The 399-nt window shown below is 58.1% G+C and carries 1 protein-coding gene; it reads left to right on the top strand.

The window, feature by feature from the left end:
• A partial coding sequence (locus tag AN214_RS21945) for a hypothetical protein (protein ID WP_200911162.1) occupies window positions 1-242 on the top strand: 242 nt, incomplete at its 5' end.
• Between the last annotated feature and the right edge of the window lie 157 nt (window positions 243-399).

Here is a 399-nt window from a genome sequence, read left to right as displayed (position 1 = left end):
TCTTATTTAGCTTCTTTGATCAATGTGAAAAAGAATCACAAGAATTATTAGCGCTTTTTTTTTTCAAGCAGAAGACGGCATACGAGCCGATGCGCCGTGCCGACGGCAAGCTGCCCAGCAGTTGGGAAGTGATCTATGCGCATGCCTGGGCACCGGACCCGGGCGCACCGATCCGCGAAGGCGGACATGACGTGGCCTCGGTGCCGGTGTCGGCGATTCCGATCCGTCGCAAGCAGAGCTGATCGTCCGTTCGCAGGTCATGCGCCGACCAAGGTCGGCAACTACCGATTCATGCACGGAACCCGCTCTGGTAGGTGCCGACCTTGGTCGGCACAGTGCCGGCGGCATCGCGATCTGACAGGTTGTGCCAACCAAGGTTGGCACCCACCAAATGCAGGC

Source organism: Pseudoalteromonas sp. P1-9 (assembly GCF_001399975.1).
In the GTDB taxonomy this organism is placed as follows: domain Bacteria; phylum Pseudomonadota; class Gammaproteobacteria; order Enterobacterales; family Alteromonadaceae; genus Pseudoalteromonas.
Note: the sequence above shows the minus strand (reverse complement) of the source record. Positions and strands in the feature narration are given on the sequence as shown.